Here is a 20,949-nt window from a genome sequence, read left to right as displayed (position 1 = left end):
CCGATGAATAAAACATTCTCCCATTCCGCAACGAAGCTCACGCTGGCACTCTACTTTGCAATCAGTATAGCCTGCTCCTCAATAATACATGCTCAAGAAGAAACTACAGACATCAAAGCTAATCTATATTTGCTATTACTTCGAAGCGAGACTTCTTCCCGTGTGGAAATGCCAAATGAGGCAGCGATACAAAGCAAGCGAGTAGTTGCCTGGTTGACTCGCGATAAGATATCCACTGCAAACTTAGAATCAGGGCGGATTCATGGGCCATTTGAATACACTGGAAACGGACTAATTCAGTTCGGAGAAAAGAGCATCGCCCTAGAGCAAGAAAGCGTTGCGACTGAAGCAGCCTGCCAAATTACACAGTCAGGCAACTATTTAGGACTTTTACTGCCCAAGTCCAACAATGAACTGATACTCACAGGCGCTATGTCGATCCCCTTGCCTGACAGAATTGAGGATGCGACACCGCAAAACGTTTTAGTCTCAATGTCAGTGACTACGCACTCGCAGTTCAAATCAATGCGAGCGAATCGCCAATGATTCTCGGCCCCAAACAAACAGCTGCAGTCCCTTCCGATCAACTAAAAGATGTGATCACATTACGAATGGACTTTGCAACACGTCCACAAGATGGCTCCTGGACTCGAATCTCTGGCACACGCCTATTTCCAGGAAAATCCGGCACACAAGTAGTTCTAGTTCATAAATCACTCACTCAAAAAGATCAGTGGATTGTTCGCACTCAAAAGCTGCAACCATAATCCCGAACAGCCACGAGGCCAAGCAGGGTGGTAACCCCGTATAAATTAAAATATGAAACCATTAATATCTCTCTTAATTGCCGCAGCTTTCAGCTACTTAACTGCTCAAGCGGCGCCAGTTCATATCTATTTGGCAGCGGGACAGTCCAATGCCACCGCTAGTTGGTCAAACAGTATAGAAAGCCGCTTAAACGAGCTCTCTCCAAGTCCGAGGCATCTTGTCGTCAATTCGATCCATTCCGGAAATTGGATGCCTTTGTGGTGGAATGAAGTTCCTAAGGGAAATTACGTCGACGATTCGAACAAGCTACAGAAGGCGATTGATGCCGTCAAAGCCGAAGGCGATACCCCGATCTTTAAAGATCTCTTTTGGATACAGGGCGAAGGTGATTCGAAAAGCGTGGCACACATCAAAAGCTACAAAGAGCGGTTCATCGCTGCGTAAAAAAACATTAAGCACCAGATAGAAACGAATCCAAATAACTTCTAAGATGGCAGAAACAACTTTTCAGTTTGCACCAATCTCCCCGGTCAATGGTTATCATGATGATAACTATTGGCTTTGGTGTCCTTCGATCACACAAGGCCCGGATGGAACTTGGCACCTCTTTGTATCACGATGGCCCAAGACATTGCCCTTCCACCCCGGATGGCTAGTTGCCTCTGAAGTCATCCGTGCGACCTCAGATCGACCAGAAGGTCCTTATGAATTTGCAGAAGTCGTGCTAGCAAAGCGCGGTGCTCAATATTGGGATGGTCGCTCTACGCATAACCCCAGTATCCGCTGCCATGATGGCAAATATTATCTATACTATATGGGCAGCACGCATCCATTGGAGGAGGCAGACCACACACTCACCACGCAGAGCGCACAGTGCATCGTCGCACGTTCGATGAAACGAATCGGCGTGGCTTGGGCCGATCGCCCCGAAGGACCATGGACTCGTATGGATCAACCTATTCTCACGACTCAACCCAACAGTTTCTACAGCTTTCTCACATCCAACCCCGCACCACACATTCACTCGAATGGAGAAGTCACTCTCCTCTTCAAAGCGAGAGAGTATGAGGGCAACACTCACGGCTCCATGAGTATCGGGATCGCCAAGGCGGACAGTCCCTTAGGCACGTACCAAGTCGTCAAAGATACGCCAATTTTTAGCACCGACCTTTTTGGTGAAATTGAAGACCCCTTCCTTTGGATGGAAAGCGACGGTTTCCATATGATTGCTAAAGATATGAGTGGAGAGCTCAGTGGTCAAGCAGGCGCGGGCATTCATGCACAATCACCTGATGCGCAATCCTGGACACTCTCTAATCCAACAACTGCCTATAAACGTACAATCGAATATAACGATGGCACATCACGAGACGTCGGCAGCTTGGAGCGTCCCTTTCTCCATATAGAAAACGGCCAGTCAAAATTTCTCGCAGCAGCCGTGTCCAACGGGACCATCAACTTTACCGATGCCACGAAGTCCTGGATACATGTCATTCCCCTAATGAACACGTAACTCCTGATAAACAAGCAGTACAATTGATCCCAAATACAACAAATTAGCATGATTTCACTTCGTTTAGTTAGCGGCGTATGCGCACTCGCATTCGCCTCCACACTCTCTGCCTCATCCGCATATGCACACCTTAACGCTAAAGAAGACGGCGGCAGTGCGGTCTATAGCGACGGCACACCAGATGCGCCGATGGGATCACTCGCCAGTGCCGAGCAAGCCGCCGCCTACCCGCTAATGCAGCAAGCGCGCATCTACGTAATCGGGGGCAGTGTTCGAGGAGCCGGTATGCTAGCAGAGCTACAACCCGATTCAGACGGTAAACTCAGCGTGCTCATCGCACGACGCACTAGCCTAAGCAATCGCGACAAGGAACCTTACACACCGATTGCACTGGCACGCCTAATCGCCCCAGATGGCACATTAGCCGCACATTTCGAATTTACAGACCAAAACTCAGAAACCAGTGTCGCCGAATTAAGTGTCGAAAATGCGCAAGCAGGCGTTTGGCGCTTATCATTTTCCGGCGGACGCAGCAACGATATCATAGAATTTCGTCTACCTCAAACCGACATCTGGGGCGTCCGGGGTGAAATGTCTTTAGGAACCACGCCCCGCACACCCGGTGTCACAGGCAATGCCTACTTATGGGCACCTCCTTCTGCATTCCTGATGATGGTTGGTATCGATAAAGGGAATACATCATCAATCAAATTATCAGATCGATCCGGACAGACGACACTAGCCGAAATCGAGCCCGATGCCGCCAAACGCGCGGGCCGCCTGATCCCACGCCCCACACCCCAGGGAGAGGTCGTGCAACTGACACTCGGAAATGACTTTGATGGTGTGCTCACAGTCGAAGGCGTTCCAGGCCTCCTTTGCCCCACTCCCGAAGCCGCTGAAAGACTAAAAGGTGGTATGGTTAAGAGCTACGGCAAATGGGTCGGTGGCCCGCTTCAGGCACGCGCACGAGAATTAGCGATCCAAACAGCTGCCTCCATTGACCGCGACCTCAGCTTCCAATTTCCACAAGAAATCCCCGACGACTTGGACAACCTAGGGGTCCATGTGCTCGGCTTCAGCAAATATGGTGCACTCAACTCGATTGCGTACAAGGTCCGCCAACAAAACAAATATCTAGACGATATTATGGATCTCAATTTTGGTAGCACCCGCAGGAGTCCCAAAGCAGCCCCCACCTCCGAAGACGATTTTAGACCGCTCGGCGTAGCTGCCATCTTTGATCCTGCTGCGTTCGCAGGCGCGATCACCTTCGACTCGCCGCTCAACCCCGCCTACCAAAGTCAAGAGCTCACAAAACGCGCCACACTGGGCGCAACGGTCAACATCTCCAACCTACAGGGGGACGATTTAATGCGTGAAGGCTCTCTACTCAAAAGCGTCTACCCGATCACTCACGCATTCTTTGCATTTCCTTCCGCATTTGCTGACCCGTTCTTAGAACTCCAATCTTATCTTGACCCAGAGACTCGTGAAATCTGGCGACAAGGCGTAATGGCTGCCGGGGATAAGCTTGCAGATTTCCAAGCCTACCAATCCAACCAGTGGTCGCACATGATGCTCGCGCACCTCAACACCTATCTCGCTACTGGTGAAGAGCGCTTTCTCGGCTATTTTGAACGTCAAGCCAGAGCCTACTACGGTAACACTTACGGCCCCAGTTCCAAGTTTGGCATCCACCCAAGCGGATACTACCTCGAAGATTACGGCCCCGATGGTAACTACGATAAACTTAATTCTTTCTGTGTCGCGACTGCTTACTACACCTATCGTGAGCTCGCAAACGCCGATCCCGAACTCGTGGCACTGATCAAAAATGCAATTCAACGCAACTTGCGATTCACTAGCTTCTTCTGGTTGCCACAACCCGACGGCGGTATCTTCGGGCCCAACCATATGAACGCCCGCAAGTCTGCCTATTTGGGCGGAATCGGCTATCCCGGTGATATTATGACGAAGTCCGAATTCCCATTCTCGGCCGCTCGCTTCGCTTTAACTAAAAATCCCACACGCGGAATAGGAGGGGCTGGCACCTTCTCATTTATTGCGAATCGCGACGATTGGATTCGGGCAACTATTGAAGATGGATTAAAGAAAGGAGCGGATGGCTACGAATCGGGCAGCGGAACCTGGGTCGCCAATTTAGTAAAATGCTTCTCAATTCCAAAAATCGTAGAACCTGCCGAACTTCCCTATGAGGCTGATGGCAAAACTTGGACACTCCCTGGGATGCTGACATGGAATCAAAACGGCATTTACGGAATGGTATTTAGCGATGTAGCCGGAACCAAATTAAAGCGACACAAAAGCATTACTGGCGGAGCCCCATCAGCCCTGTGGACAGCTGGCACGGGCACGTTCTTAAACTCTGTGATTTCGACAGAAAACCCTACAGCACGGAACTTTGCAAAGCCCGAAGAGCTCACCTTTGCATCCATCTATGGAACGACTGCGAGCGGCGACTTCTTCCATTCCGGCAGAGAGCGAGCCAAGCGAGAGAGTAATGATTCCAACAAGGTGCACACAATTACCTCTGAATTGGAATCGCCGCGCGGCACCATCACCTGGAAGTATGACTATTCGCAATCCCCACTCAGAATTGGTGTCAGCTTCAAAACGGATCAAACGATCGAAGAGTGCTACGTAAACCTGCCATTTAGCACACGTCTAGCCGATGCCACTATCAAGCTCATGGCCCCCAGCACCGCAGTTTTCACTACAGATACAGGTCGCGTCAAAATCGATTGGCAAAGCACTCATGCTGGCAAAGTAAGCCCTTCCGTCAAAAAAGCCACTCAGCGGCTGACAGTCCCCATAAGCACCGATGGTGCATGGACATGGTTCGAGTTTGAGCCAGTCACTTTCAATGAAATGGCTCAAAATCACTGACTCAAAGCGCAATAGCGCACCCCATTTCGCCCGCCCTCCTCCCCTAACAAATACCCCAATGAAATTCCATTCTTGCCTACTCAGTCTAGCAATCTTCATTCAAGCGGCAACGGCTGCGACAAGCAGTCTAACCACTCGCCATACCGACGGTTACCTAGCTTACTCGGCCGACAGCTACGGAAATAGTCTCCCCGATTACTCCTACGCTGGCTACAAACTAGGGACGGTCCCCATACCCAACGTAATTCCGATTAAAGCTACTGTTTCGCCAATCGCGGGCGACGATACTGCAAACATCCAAAACGCAATTGATACAGTGGAGGCAATGCCACTCGACAGTGACGGCTTCCGCGGTGTCGTATTGCTCGAACCTGGCACCTATGACATCACGAGCAAACTCAGTATCAATCAGAGTGGAGTCGTCATACGTGGATCCGGAGCTGGCAAAGATGGAACCATCTTCTTCCATCAAGGCACAACCCAATCCACAACGATCTCTATTGGGCCACTTGCTGGCGGCATTGGGAGCAGCTACTTAACTGACATAACTGACAGCTATGTACCAGTCGGAGAAAACTTCGTCACAGTAGCAGACAGCTCTGCATTAAGCGTAGGGCAAACAATCTTTATCTATGCGGAGCACACACAAGACTGGATCGATGAGCTAGGCCTCGACAGCTACTGGAATCCCGAAGATTTCACATTAAAATGGGAGCGCATCGTTCTGTCGATCGACACAATTACTAATAGTATTGGGCTCGATTCGCCGCTGACTTCAATTGTGGATAATGGCAACGGATTCGCAACCGCAAAGGTAAGAGTTATCGGATCCGATGCACGCCTTAGCAATATTGGCATCGAGAATATCATGTTCGTTTCAGACTATAATAGGGATGTCAAACAAGATGATGACGACTACTATAATCATGAAGATCACGCCAACATTGCCATTCGCTTCTCACAAGCGAAAGACTGCTGGGTGCAACGGTGCATTGGCTTCTTTTATCGTTTTTCATTCGTTTATACTTGGACAAATTGCAACCGAATCACAGTGCAAGACTGTGCGATGCTCGATGGCGTATCACGGGACACCCCGACACATCATTCTGGTGGCCGAGAGTACTACTTCTGTATGGATGGCAGTAATATGCTAGTCCAACGTTGCTTCACACGCGGAGCTCGTCACGCTTACTCAACCAACGGCCCGAAAAGCAATAACACCTTCCTACACAGCTACTCTAAAAACGGTCATCTGTCATCCGAACCCCATCAAAGATGGAGCAGTGGCATTCTTTTCGATAATGTCTATAGCGACTCCATGTTTAAACTACACGGTTTGCTAGGTAGTCATGGACAATCCTCTGCCAACAACGCACTTTGGAATTGTGTTTCCGAAAACAAACGCTGGTGGGAACCTGAAATTTGGCTCAACAGCCCTCCATCCGACCTTGGCACGAACTGGGTAGTTGGCACTATCATCAATGGAGTCCATTCTGACCCAGCCATCAAAAACTATTACGGCTATGGTTCCCCTGGCTTTGTTGAATCAACGGACGTTCCGGTTTACCCACGCTCACTCTATATGGCTCAGGCTCGAGATCGAATTGGTGATGAAGCCCTTTACGCAACCAGCACAAACGAGCAATTTCTATCACGAGATGCGGTCTACCAAACACTGCTAGACACCTATGCATCCATCCCCGAATTCGGAGACCCTGCATCGATTTCAAGCTGGGCACCCAGTACACCAAGCTATAAATTAACAGTCGCTGATCAGGGTTACATAGAATTGCTAGATGAAAGCTTTACCATTGCCGAGTGGAGCAATGCCACCGAGGTGAGCTCTCCCACTCAAGCTGGCACTTTTGCGGCACAGTGGGCGGGTGCCAATCTGGACGCCTATAATAACTTCAAGCTAACAGAGCCACCTTCGGATTGGTCTGGATACGACACACTCAGCTTCTGGATGTATTCTGACGTAGCCAATGATGCGAAGTTCGCAATCGTCATTCCATCGGAAAATCCCGCAACCACGGGCGGTGACTACTACCACAAACTTGTGACAGTCGACTGGACAGGATGGAAGAAGTTTGAGTTCCCGCTAAACTATCCCGAATTCAGCAAAGCACGCTCCCCCTTAGGATGGTATAAAATCGACTCCGTTCTTTTTGCCAACAAAGGTTATGGAGCGGTCATTAAGAGTAACACAGTGCTCTACATAGATCAGCTTCGATTGACTCAATCCACACAACTTGAGTTACTGAATGAAAACGACACCATCACAAACTGGTCAAACTCCGAAGCAGTGCTCGCCTACTCAGTCATTGGAAACGTAGCCGCGAAGTGGCAGAACGCGCATTTAGATGCTTACAATTTCTTTAAGCTAAGCACATTACCAACAAACGACTGGAGTAGCTTTAACACTTTGAGCTTCTGGATGTATTCCGAAGTCGCAAATAACGCCAGAGTAGTGATAATTGTTCCTTCTGAGAATACCGCATCAACTGGTAGCGACTACTACAACACACGAATAGACATCGACTGGACAGGCTGGAAGCACTTCATAGTTCCTCTGTCTTACCCCGAATTCAGCGCCGCGAGATCCCCTATCGGCTGGCACCAAATCGACTCGTTTAGCTTTGCCAATAAAGGATACGGAGCGATCGTCAAACCCGACACAGTGCTCTATATCGATCAAGTGGAATTACTCGATCTTTAAGCCACCATAACGAGACATCCTATCAATCAGTTTGGCGCTGGGCCCAAAGACGCCCCATCCAATAAAACCGCTTCAAACTGCATACTCACGGCGGGGGCGTGCGGCGCGCTCAAACGGCGACGAATTAACTCAGGAATACATCCAGCAATCTCTGCCATCGGTAAATCAATCGAAGCAAATTTCCCGCTCAACGCCCCCTTGCTTCCCCCATAGGAAACAATTGAAACATCCTGAGGCACTGATACACCCCTGTCATTAAGCAGCCGCTCCATGGCCTCAGCCAGAGGATCGCAATCGACAACAAGCGCAGTCGGTCTTTGCTTCAACTTAAAAAACTTATCGAGAAACTGATTGGCCATATCATCCAAGGAGCACTTGTTCCAGTCACGCTCCAGGACAATAAATTTATGGCACATCCCCTGCTCTTTAGTCTGACAGTAAACTAAATTTGCCCAAGCGGCATGCCGCACCCCATGGACTGAAGAGGCAAATCGCTCCGTAGCATACTCACTATCTAATGATTCAAACAACCTAAGATCCCCCGGTTGGTGACGATCAATCAAACCGCACCACATGATGTGCCGATGATCTAAACTTTGCAGCTTTTGATAGATTTGAGCCGCGGAACGGTTCTCATTCGAGTAAACTGCATCGACTTTTGACTGAAAATCATGACTGGCTGCATAAATCACCGCACAACGAGTTTCCAGCGATTCTAACCAATGATTCGGGATTAAAGTACGCAGCACGACTCCATGCACACGACGGCGCGCGACAAACTCTTCCACCTCATTCAAATCCTTTGGACAAAGGTAATCCAATTGCCCTCCATTTTGCTCGAGTCGTCCTGTTAAAGCACCAGCAACTTCGCCCCCAAAAGACTCTCCCGTTTCCATCGATGCTTTTTCAACCGCTGTAACAAGTACCAGCAGACGCAAATCGCTAGTCTCCGCAATGCCACTGGATCCATTACTCAAAGGGCCTATCGGTTCTTTGCCAAACTCCGCGGCAATCTTCAAAATACGATCGCGAGTATCCGCCTTGACACGACCAGAGCCACGTAAAACACGTGAAACCGTCATGGCACTGACACCGGTGATGTCACCGATATCTTGTAAGGTTCGAGCGCGTGGTTGTTTAGCCATATAACAGTAAATGATGATGAAAATTGACTGTTATAATAACAAGTATATTCGTCAATTCAATTGACTCCTCACTCGGAGGTGGCTTGTTCAACTTTTGGATGCCGTCTTGGGAACGAACTGGAACCCATTAGCGCTATACGGATTGCTCGCCTATAAAGACGATAGCACTCGCTGGTGGGCGAATTCATTAAGACCGAGTTTCAACTTAATAAAAAAGCACTTCATCTGATTATTAAAATTTGATGTCAAGCCTCAGCGAGTCAGAATGCCAATGAATCAACCCACTCAAAGTTGATCTTCATTCTACCATGCAAAGTCACACTACTCTTATAGAAGTCGCCAAGCTAGCTGGAGTCTCAGCGATGACGGTGTCACGTTGCATACGTGATCAATCTGACGTTTCATCGGCAACGCGCAATTTAGCCTTCCATTTGTTCCAACTCCTTACCCTTGGTTTCATGCACGAACTTCAGGATGAAGAAGATCGAGATGAATGCGCAAACGGCATAGACGGCATAAGCGCCACCGAGGCCAACACCTGCCAGCATCATGGGGAAAGTCATCGTGATACCGAAGTTCGCAGTCCATTGAGCAAATCCACTGACGGCCAAGCCAGCACCGCGGATCTGGTTGGGAAACATTTCCCCAAGCATCACCCACATCACGGGGCCCCATGAGAAGTTAAAAAAGATCACATAGAGCAGCGCTGCTCCAAGCGCGCACGGGCCCGCGCTGCCCTCCAGTTGGAGATTGCCCGCTTCGTCGACCCCTGCCATGCCGAAGATCGCGGCCATGATAGCCAAAGTCACAAACATCCCGACCGAACCGATCACCAGCATCGGTTTCCTCCCGACTCGATCGATCGCGACCATCGCGGCCACACAGGCACCGATACTGACGGCACCGCTGATTACGTTGATTAAGAGCGCATCACCCTCGTTAAAGCCAGCCGACTGCCACAGCACCGAACCGTAATAAAACACCACGTTAATCCCCACCAATTGCTGAAATACCGCCAAACCGATGCCAACCAAAACGATCGGACGAATCCCTTGCGGGCCGATTAAATCCTTGAGGCTGGGACGATGGTGATCCCCCGACAGCGAATCGCGAATCTCATCATACTTCGCCTCGGCACGTTCCCCCATCAGCTTGCGCAGCACCTTCACCGCCTTCTCGCGATCCCCCTTAGCCACTAAATAACGCGGACTCTCGGGGATCAACAACAAGGCGACTAAGAACGTAATCGCAGGCACAAGCTCGACCCAAAACATCCAGCGCCATGCTTCATAGCCCATCGCAAATACCTCCAACGAACTACCCGCCGACTTGGCGATGAGATAGTTGCTCAGAAAGGCGAAGAACAGCCCAGAAATGATCGCAACTTGCTGAATGGAGGACAAGGCACCGCGCCATTTCGCGGGAGCCACTTCACTAATATATGCAGGCGCCAACACCGAAGCGGCCCCCACGGCCAGTCCGCCTAGGACGCGATAGATAATAAACTCGCCGGACGACATCGAGATGCCCGACCCCCACGCGCTAACTGCGAAGAAAACCGAGGCCACAATTAAAATACTACGACGCCCAAACTTATCTGCCAGCGAGCCGGCGAGGAAGGCGCCGGCCGCACAGCCCAGAAGCATCGAGGCGACATTGAACCCCGTCGCCACACTATCGGATTCGAACGCCGTCTTGAGTCCATCCACGGTGCCGTTAATGACCCCCGAATCGAATCCAAAAAGAAATCCGCCGATGGTGGCCACCACGGAAATGAGAATAATAAAACCAGTCTTATGTGTATTTTCTGAGGTATTCATTTTATTAGCGCTGAGGGTAAATAACGATTTATAATGCGTGGAGTATTTTGCCTGAGGAACGACTTCACCGAAGCAGTTCAGTTGCTTTCATCGCGTCGATGCAGATTGCTCGATTTCCAAAATCCTAGCTTTCATCATCGCAACTCTCTCGGGATGGTTAGACGATACATTGTATTGCTGTGCTTCATCATCTGCCAAATTAAAGAGCTCATCTGAGGCCGCTGCTGATTTTATTTGCTGTGCTTGTAAATACCACTCAGGTTCCTCTTTGCTCCCCCCCTTCCGAAGGTAAACCCAGTCTCCCTGGCGTAGGCCATAGGCCGCTCTGCCGGAATGATAAATCATCTCATCCCGAACGACTGCATCCTGAAGCAATGAAGGCAGCATATTAAGACTGTCATCCGCGACTCCTGCTTCCAGCTGAAATTCGACAATGCTAGCAGTGGTCGCAAATAGATCCATTAAACTGATGGTAGCATCTATTTCACGCCCACCTGAAATGCCTCCTTTGGGCCACGAAGCAATGAAAGGCACTCGATGCCCGCCTTCCCACGCATCACCTTTTAATCCGCGCAAATGAGCGCTTGAGCGATGACCGTGAGTCTGAATCAGTAAACGTGTAAACGCTTCAGGTCCGTTGTCGCTGGAAACAATAATCAGGGTATTTTCAAACTCACCGGAGGACTTGATCGCTTCGATCACCTGCCCGATCGCATCATCCGTCTGCACAACCCAGTCTCCGTAGCTCCCCGCTTCGCTGGTACCACTAAACTCTTTTGTGACGGCAGCTGGGGTGTGGGGCGCCGTCAGGCTGAAGTAGAGAAAATAAGGTTCTGACTCGCGGCTTTTCTCGTTGATATAACGAACCGCTTGCTCAGTGATTTTTGGCAAAATGGCCTCCAAGTCCCACCCGTCTTCTCCCGGGCCATCACCATGGATGTATCCTCTAGGGCCTTTGGACTTTAAGGATTTCCCCTCAAAATCAATAGGATCACAGGTAAGCTTGGTGTTTTCAATAAATGCAAAGGGCGGGAAGTTTGGACAGTCGACGCCAAAGTAGTAATCGAAACCGATCGATGTGGGTCCCTCGATGGGCTGGGTCCAGTCGAACATATCATTTTTGGCGGTGCTGGTATTTGAACCAATGACTTCCTTGGAAGGCCGTTGCCCACCTTTCCACGGCCAGTTATACCCCAGATGCCACTTGCCAATACACGCCGTGTGGTAGCCTTTTGTTTGCAACATAGACGGTATGGTGACCCGATTAATATCTATGGACAACGGGGCCCATGGACTTAAACGGCCCGATTTCATTTTACGCCACGGGTAGCGCCCCGTCAGCATCGCATACCGACTAGGACTACATATCGCACTCGGTGCATGTGCATCCGTCGCCCACACGCCTGCTTGCGCCAGCGCATCCATATCCGGTGTTTTGATTTTTGAATCAGGGTTCAAGAATGACACATCTCCATAGCCGAGATCGTCTGCTAGAATGACGACTATATTGGGCAGCTTGCTTTCAGGGGAAGCATGCACTTCAGCTGACATTCCATGTAATAAAAGCGCAGCGACGCTGCAAAGTACTGTGAATTTTATATTTAACATAGTTTTTTTATTCATCCTGCTATTGCTCGACCGAAATACGGTAAAACAGTGATCCGTCCTCCATCTCTGCAGAAAACTGCTTGAGTTCTCCGCTGCCAGGCATGTCGATAAATCCAGGATTCGAAACGTTCGACCAACTCTCAGGCAGAAGGGTTGTCGAAGATTGAACGGAATAATTTCGATCCCGCTGGGTTTTCCAAGCAAACGAGAAGCTATTTGATTCTGACGACAATGACAGGACCTTCAGCACACTGCTGCTGTCGTTGGGATTCGTGCCGGCAGTGAATTCCTCCCATGCCATCACCCCATCGTGATCGTCGTCGCTGACATCCTGCAACTCGTAATCGACAGAAGACCAACCGGTCGTGTCATAGTGTTGATCCATCCAGCTATAGGGCGTGCCCTTCGCGGTGACCAAACCCGAGGCAACAGCCTCACTTTCGACGGTTAGATAATCAAGGTCGAAGAATCCGGTAGCGTAGGTGTTCGCGAGTTCCAACGTGGTGAGAGAACTGGTCGGCTCAAAAAACAGGCTTTCCCCCAGAACCAATGCATCATCAATCCAGACACTGTAAGCCTGCTTACTGACATCGGCTTCGATGCGGAATGTATACCAGGTGTCGCTGGTGTAGCTGGTGATGTCTGTGAAACTTCCTGATTGGTAATAATACCGCAGGTTGCCATTTCCGGAGAATCCAACTTGGCAGGCCTTATTCCCGGCAGAGTCCGTGAGTGTGACATACATGCTGTTGATCGTTTGCCCGGCCTTCATGCGAAAGCTGCAAGCGACCACGTCCGACTGCTCGCCGATCGAGCGGCTCATTGAAGCACCTAAACTATGACTGGCATCGTCGTCAGTGAAGCGGACGCTGTGGTTTCCAGTTCCGGGAACGTCGACAACCTCGATCGAGGAGCTGCCACTGAGGCTGTAAGTGTAGCCTGCGGGTTGCGCGCCCACGCTCAGGGAGTCAAAGTCGTCATCCAACAAGACCCCTAGATCTGAGACTGCGCTCGTGTAAAAGTCATTTGGCTCAAGGTCCCGGCCGATGGCTCCGCCGCGCCAAAATTGCTTGATGTCGGCATAGCCTGGACGCAGACCGGACTCGGCTTTCACCGTGGGATCCTGCGTATCGTTATTCGCAAAGGTATGACCGTTGCCTTTAACTTTGATATCATCATCCAAAATATTCATGAACACGTTCCATTGGGCCGTGATATTCTGGGAATTATCATCGAGGTAGAGTCCATAGGTATGGCGAATCGAGTCCGGCCCGATAGACCACCAGCTTCGCTTACTACAGTTATAAATCCAGTTATAGCTATACTGCGCGCCTTGCTGTTGATTACTTTTCGTGTGGATGCCGCCGCTATCCTTCACGAGAATAGCGCAGTCGTGAATGCGGTTGTGCGTAACAACTGGCGCATTCAGGGCGGTCACGTCGTAGGTGGCGCCCCAACCGACGTTCATGCCGAATCCATTGATCTGAGAAAACTCATTATGAGTGATCGTGATCTGGTCGGGCCAGAAGGCAAACATGCCCGCTCCACCATAATACAAGGTGCCCATCCGAAAGAAATAGTTCGAATCAAAAGTGTCCAGAGAGCTGAGCTGCGAGCCGGAATCCGTGCGGTCGTTATCCATGTCGTAGATAATCCCCGTTTCGGCAATGTCTGCAAAGACGTTGCCGACTACCGAGTTGTTCATCGTTCCGGTATCAAAGCCCATGCCACCCGCGCCCATCTGTCGAAAGATGCATCGTTCGATGCGGACGTTTTGGATCCCTTTGAAATAGGTAGCGACCGGCACGACCTCAAACTGATCCGTGTCCCAGGTGCCATTGTTCTCTTGGGTCGCGAGAACCCGCATGCTGGCCTGACGTTGGACCATGCCTCTCGACATGGGCTCTAGCCAACTGGCATTCTGAAAGGTGATTCCAAATAGAGTCAGATCTTCTGCATCTTCGACCAACAGCAACTGTTCCAGCTGAGGGACCACGACCGTGGCCGAGGACAAGTCTTCACCCTCTCTCGGCATATAATAGACGGTATCTGTATCGATATCCAGAAACCATTCGCCCGGGGTATCCAGAAAGCTGAGATGGTTCTCGAAGAAATACGATGCGGATCCGGAAAGCGGCCCGGCCAGCCAGCCCCAATAAGCTTCCCTTTCCGGATCCATGGGAGTCACGGTGGCTTCAGTGCCAGCGCTTACATAGCTACCAATGCGCAGGCGACATGAGGTAAAGGAAGTGCCAATCACCATCTGCACACGATTGAGATTAGTCCATTCCTCGAGCTCGGTGGCATTGATCCGGATCGTCTTAGTCGAACCCACATTTGAGATAATATTATACTCGGAACCATACTCTGGATGCCGCGCCCGTTGGGCCGTGCTGTTATTGACGAACCTCTGATTAAAGATCATCCCACCGGCGTTGGCCGAATAGATGCCGCCACCTACGGCTGTCCAGCCCGTGATCTGTTTGCCGCCATCGATGATCGGTTCTTCATGCGGGTAATTTCTATAGATCACCCGATACCCGTTCGACCCCGAATCCCGGTCATCCAGCGTAAGTGTATCCGTTAACGCATACACGCCGCCGCGCAGATAAACCACGATGTTGCCCGACATACTATTGTTAACCGTGCGGACAATATCGCGTGCCTTTTCAATCGACTGAAAAGGAGCACTGAGGCTGCCTGAATTGATATCCGAACCGAAGTCAGGGTCCACGTAATAGGCCGACTGTATTGGACTTGGTTCAGACGAGGAAATAGTCACAAACATACTGTTAGCGTCATAGCCGAGCGTTGCGGTGCGATTACCCGAGAGCGCGCCAAGACCTGTGATATTATCCGGATTGAAAGCGCCTGACTTAGAAGAGAAAGTCACCAGATCAAAGGTTCCAGTGCCATTGAAAGCGGAGATGTCCAAGGTCAACAAGGAGTCATCACTATCGATCGTAAAGGCGCCCGTGGTGCTAATCTCCCCCACACCATTCGCGTCAAAAGCAAACGCCAATTCCGCAGTGGTTGTCATCGTCAAACTGGAAGCTGAAACCGAAGCATTCTCACCATCGATAGAAAGGATTCCACTTTGACCAAGATTCAAAGCGCCGCCTGCATTCAACACGCCAGTGCCCGAAAGAAAATACTGCCCATTAATGCCGGCAGGCGCAGCAATTCCACCGATACTTACATTCCCAGTAGTCGTGACTGTGCCTGCGTCGTGAGTAACCGTTGCATCTTGATCTACATTCCCATTATCAAAAATACTGATCGTTCCAAATGCCCCCATGTCAGCCGAGATCGCAACACTTACAGGAGTCACACCTGAGACACTCCGCACGATGAGATTGACTGCTTCATTAAAAGTGACTGCCCCAGTAACGACCGCGGCATCAGAGCCACTAAAAATTGCGGTGTCGGCAGTCGTCGCGCCGGGAAGCTCACTATCAGTCCATCGAGTCGGCTGGCTCCATTCATTAGGCGCAGCGTCACCGTGAGCCCAGTGCTTGGTGGCAGCATGCGAAGTTTGCGTCAACGCGAGCAAGGCGGTAGCCGTTGCGAGCAATCTGCTGTGTTTTTTCATTCTGGGGTATAATCGTTTAGTTAATATCAACTTGGATACTTTTCTTTTTATTTTTTTGGTAAATTGATGCATGTCGGTCTATTCGCAAAAAACACCATTGGGACAGTCTGCCTGAACATAATTTCAAATAAGTCTTCACCACTTTCGATTGCTTGAGCCATACGATTCAACTACTGAGCTCCGAAGGAAATGACGCCTTCGCCCAATCGATCCGCCAAAACCTTTGCCTCTTCCGGCTGGAACTTCGTGCTGAAGCCGGAGAAGTAACCGGAAGGCAGATCCGTTTGATCCGCATACACGAAGGGCAGCATGTAAACATCTTTCCCGTCGAAAAACTCGGTGGCGATCTGATTGAGCTCGCGGGCGCGGGGAGCGTTTTCACCCTTTCCATACGCAGACGGAGCGGGCACCCAGGACACCTTCTGCGAATGTTCTGAGAGCACCTTCAAAATCGCTTCTAGATGGGCGGTAAATTCAGCATCCGTGGTTTCCACCCCCGCATCGATTTCGCCGATCGAGAACACGACACGCGCATACTTTTTATCGCCTATGTTCTTTTTCAGTATCCCGCCGGCGGAGCGACTGCGATGCAGCACAACTGGTTGATCCATCTGCACAACATCATCCAGCTTTTCCGCCAATGGCTTGGCAAGGCCCAACGTCAGCGAATCGCCGAAGAAGCCCATCAGTGGCAGTTCGACCTTTTCGGTCGACACTGCGCCAATCTGGGTATCTTTCAAATAATCCGGCATAGGATTTGGCACCCCATAAAACTGACGCTGAACCGGATCGATCTGCTGGTCGTAAACCGCAAACCGAGCCAGCTGATCGCTCCGAGGGTTGGAATCATATACCGCATCCGCCGGAGCTGGAACCGCCCCGGCAAACGAGACACCCAGGTTGGTCAGCAAGGTTTGCATGAGACGTGCCGCCTTTTTACCACCCGCTTGCAAGTCGAGCTGAGAAATCAGGATGCGGCCGCCTCGGGAAGACAATTCCATCACAACCGGGTCACGATTAACAAACCAGCTGCTCTGGCGCAGGTCACGGACTCCATTAAGGTTTTCACCATACAGGTGGTCCGTTGGCTCGGAGCCGATATGCCAGTTGCTGATCAAAACCTGATGATCTGCGGAAGCCGAAACCGGATTCATGCCTTCGATTTCAATGCCTTGACGGAACATAGCTGTCCCTTTCCAGTCGAGGTCGAGGTTAGCGATACCCGCCAGCAGCGGGCTGAAGTTCGGTTCGAACGGATACGGGGCCAGAATACCGTCATAATAGTCGACCCACTCGTGCGGTGAACCAACCCGCGCCCATGAAACGGGCGCTTTAATGCAGTAAAAGCGTTGCCCGAAATAAGGATCAGTTAAACGCAATGGCTTGCCGCTAATTTCACGAACGAGCTCGATCGTATCGGGGGTAACGTCTGAGAACCAAACCGTTCCGCCCTGTTCGAGATGGGCGATCAGATCGCTCTTGGACTCCGCAAGTGCGGTTGCGTTTTGCGCATCCACGGCGGCAATCGTCGATGCAGAAAGCTCGGACTGCACACTCGCACCCAATGTTTTAGCCCATGTCTCAAACGGACCTTCACCGACCACCACTAAGTTCGCGGCGGTTCCGGCGGGTTGATAATCGACGAGATAATCAACCATGCGATTGAGCAGAAAGCCGGCCACTGGCTCCTCTAGGTTGGCGGTATTCAGCGCGCTCTCGAGCACAACGCCTCGACCAATAAAGATCTCCTGCAGAGCGGATCCCGATCCATCTTTGTTACCAAAGAGAATCCGGCGGACATTCCGGCCAGGTGGAACCGTCATGTTACGTGTCGCGCTTCCTCCGCGCCAGAATGCAAAATCTTCCTGCCCAAGTCCGGCGACCAGACGATGAGTGACCGACCCCGGTTGAATGCTTGCATCCGCTTTGGCTCCGCCCCGCAGGCTGATGGAAGTAAACTGCACGGGAGCACCCGGATTCGTTTCTTCGAATACAAAGCCGATGGCCGAAACCGTCCTAAAGTCGGGAGCGATCTTTTCGCCGGTCGTCACCACGGCCCCGGACTCCAAGCGAACCGGTTCCCACGAAAGGCGCAAGGCGTCAAACGCCACCGAGCCTCTAAAGGCCGCAGGAAAATCCCGCGTCAGTTCGCCCGCATCGTTTTCCCCGCTGACAAACCAGCGGCCGGAGGAATCAGACAGCATGGGCCGAATGGTTTTACGAAAGAACGGTGCACCGCCGGCTCTGGCAAACGATTTGGCTAATCCGTCCTCTCCGGGACGCAACCATATGGTATAGTCCAACTGAATTAATCCGGTTTCAGAAAAATCGAAGCTAGCATCCAGATTGAACGTCGCCCACGCCCCCGAAACGGGCTGGTCGACGTTAAAGCTTCGGCCGGTTATGGTGGAACGCTCTTTTCCAGGCGTTCCGAACGCTAAGGTCGATCCATCCGCGAGCGCGACGTTTTCAACCGGACCAGTGAATCCTTGCTGTTTCGCTTTCGGAACCATGCTGTGGTGGCTGAGTTGCTTCCCCGCGGCGATGTCACCCGCCGACAGTACCAACACCCGCACACCCTTGGCAACGAGCGTCTCCCAAGCCGAATTCATCGACTCGGCAATGATTACTTCAGCGTCCGCCACCGGAACGCCCGCACCGCCGAACATCCGCTGCAGGCCGGTTCCAACGACGGCAATTTTACGAAGGGTCAGATCCACCGACTGAAATGTCGGGAAAACTTTTGCCTCGCTCACTTTGCGATATCCGACTTCCCCTTGGTATGAGAACTGACGAACTAACCGAAGCGGAGTCATCGTATCCACGACGGGCAGTTTCCACGCCGATGCAAATTCCGGAACGTATTCCCCCGCCGCGAGCGAGACATTTCGCGTCACAGCGTTCAGCACCTTGCCTTCAGGGGTTTCGACTCGGAATTCAACCTGATCCGCTGGGCGATAATCTTCATAAAACAGACGTCCATTCTGCTTCAGTGTCTGACCGGAGAAGAAGGTGCGTTCCTTCGAATCATCAGGAAAACGAACACGAGCCAGATATTCGTTAAAGCAATAAAGTGCGGCGTTCGGCTGAAACTCGGGCAGGGTTGGGTCCCACAGATTATGAGTGGTTGAACACGGATTGATGAAGAGCGGTTTCATGCCCTTTTCACCTTCAATATCATCATATTCAGGATAGAAGCGCTGAAAGTTGTTCAACGGCTGGAACCGGTAAAACACATAGCTGAATTCCCAAGGAATGTAGGCGTTCACCCGATACAATTCACCGTTCATTTCTTTGCCGTTGGCAAACACTTCAATATCGCTACGCATTTGCTCCCAACCGTCGCGCCAGATCCCAGTCGCGACATCCTGAGAACTGATCTCGAATCCGGCTGGACCGGTTTTCAACGGGCGGTCGTGCTGCCAGACATTGCCGATCTCGTCCCAGACCATCACTTTGTCCGGGCCGTATTTTTCCCAGTCATTCCAAATTTCTTCGGCTTTATAATGATGGGCAATCACATCGCCATGCAGGCTGTAAGCGCTGAAGTCGCTGTTAAACGCCGGACGCGTCGGATCCAGTTTACGGCAGAGCTCAATCAAATGAACCGGCTCCTCAAAATTTCGCCAGTGCAGCTCGTTGGCCACCGACCACATCAGGACCGACGGGCGGTTGCGCAAGCGCTTAACCATCCGTTCCGTGTGCGCCATCTGCAACTCCATCGGCGGCAGGCGGAAATGGTGCGCCGTTTCGGAGAGAAACAAAAAGCCCATTTCATCCGCCGCATCATACAACGCGTCATCGCGTGGATAATCATGCAAGCGCATCAGCTCCATGCCCTGATCCTTCAACTGCTTGATCCACAATTCGGCATATTCCTTACTGTGCTGCAAATCACCGAGCTCATGTCCACCGTGCCCGCGCAGAAAAATCTCGTTACCGTTCAAGAACAGATGGGGCCCCTCCCAAGTGATTTCACGGAAGCCAAAGCGCAGACTATATCGGTCTAATACGTGCTTGTCTGCGTTTACCACTTCGGTCTCGAGGTGATAGAGATTCGGATCATCCAGCGACCATAAGTGCGGATTTTCCCACGGTTCGGAAACTGTCATCGTTTCGACTGCGCCAGGGGCCACCGTCATACTTTCTTTAGCCGACCAGTTTTTTACTACCGTTCCGTTGGCATCAATCACCTTGAATCGCAGGCCGAAGGTTTGCGGAACCTCGCTGTCATTACGCACCGGAACTTCACACGTCATCTCCTGATTGATGACCGATGTTTGAATATATATGTCGGGCGTCACACGGACTTCCGGCACAAACTGGAGGTGGACATCTTGATAGATGCCGCGACGGTTTTGGTTGTAGTCCTCAAACAATCCGCAGGTTTTGTCTTTTGCAATATGAACCTGCATGCTGTTTTCACCAGCGTGAACCAGATCCGTAATGTCGAATGCAAACGGAATATAGGAGTCGCTCCAGCGTCCGGCTTCTTTTCCGTTCACCTCGACCGTTACGACATGCCGCACCCCGCCAAAATGAATCAGCACCCGCTGATTGCCCAGATTCTCCGGAATCAGGAATGTTTTGCGATACACCGCGGCTCGATCATACCACGCCGTCGGATAACCCCAGACATCCCAATGACCATGGCCCCACAGTTGATCCTGTCCGGCATACGAACTCGGCACCCGAACATCGGCTGGCTGCTCAATGCCATCCACCTGCAGTTTCCACGTTCCGTTGAGGCAAACCTCGGAGCGCAACGACTCTGAAAACTGCGATTTAGCTTCCACGGAAAGCACTCCCGTGAGCAACAACATGACTACAATTAAAAATTTCATTTTTCTCTGATTAATAGCTTCTCTTTAACA

The 20,949-nt window shown here is 51.1% G+C and carries 10 protein-coding genes and 1 pseudogene; 6 read left to right on the top strand and 5 right to left on the bottom strand.

The genetic code is table 11. The features are described from left to right. Nucleotides 1–3 precede the first annotated feature (3 nt). The 5 genes from SH580_RS01070 (at nucleotide 4) to SH580_RS01050 (ending at nucleotide 7,910) form a co-directional block, all read left to right on the top strand. Entirely contained in the window at nucleotides 4–546 is a 543-nt protein-coding gene (locus tag SH580_RS01070) for a hypothetical protein (protein ID WP_319833155.1), read from the top strand. A gap of 273 nt (nucleotides 547–819) precedes the next feature. Continuing rightward, nucleotides 820–1,212 carry a hypothetical protein gene (locus SH580_RS01065; protein WP_319833154.1) on the top strand — a complete coding sequence of 131 codons (393 nt, stop codon included), beginning with the start codon at nucleotides 820–822 and terminating at the stop codon, nucleotides 1,210–1,212. 46 nt (nucleotides 1,213–1,258) lie between these two features. Then, complete coding sequence (locus tag SH580_RS01060) at nucleotides 1,259–2,281, top strand: glycoside hydrolase family protein (protein ID WP_319833153.1); 1,023 nt, start codon at nucleotides 1,259–1,261, stop codon at nucleotides 2,279–2,281. A 48-nt stretch (nucleotides 2,282–2,329) separates the two neighbouring features. Further along, on the top strand, nucleotides 2,330–5,191 hold the full coding sequence (locus tag SH580_RS01055; RefSeq protein ID WP_319833152.1) for a hypothetical protein: 2,862 nt from the start codon (nucleotides 2,330–2,332) through the stop codon (nucleotides 5,189–5,191). A 58-nt stretch (nucleotides 5,192–5,249) separates the two neighbouring features. Further along, nucleotides 5,250–7,910 (top strand): carbohydrate binding domain-containing protein, encoded by a 2,661-nt coding sequence (locus tag SH580_RS01050; protein WP_319833151.1) that lies wholly within the window; start codon nucleotides 5,250–5,252, stop codon nucleotides 7,908–7,910. A gap of 26 nt (nucleotides 7,911–7,936) precedes the next feature. Here the strand turns inward: SH580_RS01050 and SH580_RS01045 are convergent, their stop codons facing one another. Continuing rightward, nucleotides 7,937–9,055, bottom strand: a complete 1,119-nt coding sequence (locus tag SH580_RS01045) for a LacI family DNA-binding transcriptional regulator (protein ID WP_319833150.1) — start codon at nucleotides 9,053–9,055, stop codon at nucleotides 7,937–7,939. Nucleotides 9,056–9,363: 308 nt separating this feature from the next. On the opposite strand from SH580_RS01045, the pseudogene SH580_RS21940 reads away from it, so the two are divergent. After that, nucleotides 9,364–9,462 (top strand): annotated as a pseudogene (locus tag SH580_RS21940) (LacI family DNA-binding transcriptional regulator); the annotation flags it as partial. 12 nt (nucleotides 9,463–9,474) lie between these two features. Here SH580_RS21940 and SH580_RS01040 read toward each other — a convergent pair. The 4 genes from SH580_RS01040 to SH580_RS01025 form a co-directional block, all read right to left on the bottom strand. After that, entirely contained in the window at nucleotides 9,475–10,875 is a 1,401-nt protein-coding gene (locus tag SH580_RS01040; protein WP_319833149.1) for a sugar porter family MFS transporter, read from the bottom strand. An 87-nt stretch (nucleotides 10,876–10,962) separates the two neighbouring features. Beyond that, nucleotides 10,963–12,426: a sulfatase family protein gene (locus SH580_RS01035; protein WP_319833148.1), complete on the bottom strand. Its 1,464-nt coding sequence runs from the start codon at nucleotides 12,424–12,426 to the stop codon at nucleotides 10,963–10,965. Between the two features lie 76 nt (nucleotides 12,427–12,502). Next, complete coding sequence (locus SH580_RS01030; protein WP_319833147.1) at nucleotides 12,503–16,075, bottom strand: hypothetical protein; 3,573 nt, start codon at nucleotides 16,073–16,075, stop codon at nucleotides 12,503–12,505. A 170-nt stretch (nucleotides 16,076–16,245) separates the two neighbouring features. Beyond that, nucleotides 16,246–20,919, bottom strand: coding sequence for a sugar-binding domain-containing protein (locus tag SH580_RS01025; RefSeq protein WP_319833146.1), 4,674 nt, complete (start codon nucleotides 20,917–20,919; stop codon nucleotides 16,246–16,248). Between the last annotated feature and the right edge of the window lie 30 nt (nucleotides 20,920–20,949).

It is taken from the genome of Coraliomargarita algicola (assembly GCF_033878955.1).
Taxonomy (GTDB): Bacteria; Verrucomicrobiota; Verrucomicrobiia; order Opitutales; family Coraliomargaritaceae; genus Thalassobacterium; species Thalassobacterium algicola.
This window is presented reverse-complemented; position numbering and strand designations above follow the sequence as displayed.